We start from the raw sequence: 867 nt of genomic DNA, 5'->3' as shown, positions 1-867 counted from the left end.
GGTTCGACATAGGGCTCAAAGGGCGGATTGGACCACATGGAAAGCGGACCGGTAGGCACCACGTCCACGTGTCCGTTTAAGATGAGGCTGCGCCCTTTACGGCTCCGGCTGAGACTTTTGCCAACGACGTTGAGTGCCTGCGCATAAGGTTCGAGCACGGGCGAGAAGCCGGGCAGGCCGGCAAGATCCTGGTCGTTGATCTCCCACACATCTGTCTCGTATCCGCGGCTGCGAAGTGAGTCCGCTAAATAGCATTGAATCGGCTGCTCATGGCCGCGAATGGACGGAAAGCGGCAGAGTTGTTTAAGGAAATCCGTCTGTCGGTCAAACGCGCGGTCCACCGCGCGCAGGACGGTCTGGCGAAAATTTGCATCCATGGTCTTCACTCAAAAACTGCAGGGGGCCGCGCAAGGATGAGCGGTGCACCAGTCTTGGCCTGCACCTCCTCTATCGGAACACCGGCGAACACTTCGACAAGCTCAAAGCCATGTAGTGACACGTCGATGACCGCAAGGTCGGTTATGATCCTATGAACGCACCGCTGCGCGGTCAGCGGCAATGTGCACTGCTCTACCAGCTTCGGTTTTCCGGCCTTATCCACGTGTGTCGTCAGCACGACGACGCGCCGTGCCTTCTGCGCCAGCTCCATCGCGCCCCCTGTCCCGGGCGTGAACCTTCCCGGTATCATCCAGTTGGCGAGATCTCCGTTGCTCGCAACCTCAAAGGCCCCCAGCATCGTGAGATCGAGATGTCCGCCGCGAATCATCGCGAATGAGACCGCACTGTCGAAGTAGGAAGCGCCGGCGAGCGTGGTGGTGTAGTTGCCGCCGGCATCGATGAGATTTCGATCGGCTGCGGTGTTTTTGG

At 59.4% G+C, this 867-nt stretch carries 1 protein-coding gene and 1 pseudogene; both read right to left on the bottom strand.

The window, feature by feature from the left end; all coding sequences use genetic code 11:
- Positions 1 to 386, bottom strand: a pseudogene (locus EOA23_RS35100) (ArgE/DapE family deacylase); the annotation flags it as partial.
- The coding region (locus tag EOA23_RS35095; RefSeq protein ID WP_127307352.1) for a CoA-transferase at positions 383 to 867 on the bottom strand (485 nt) is incomplete at its 5' end. The gene EOA23_RS35095 and the pseudogene EOA23_RS35100, both read right to left, overlap by 4 nt.

This window comes from Mesorhizobium sp. M2A.F.Ca.ET.042.01.1.1 (assembly GCF_003997405.1).
Classification (GTDB): domain Bacteria; phylum Pseudomonadota; class Alphaproteobacteria; order Rhizobiales; family Rhizobiaceae; genus Mesorhizobium.
Note: the sequence above shows the minus strand (reverse complement) of the source record. Positions and strands in the feature narration are given on the sequence as shown.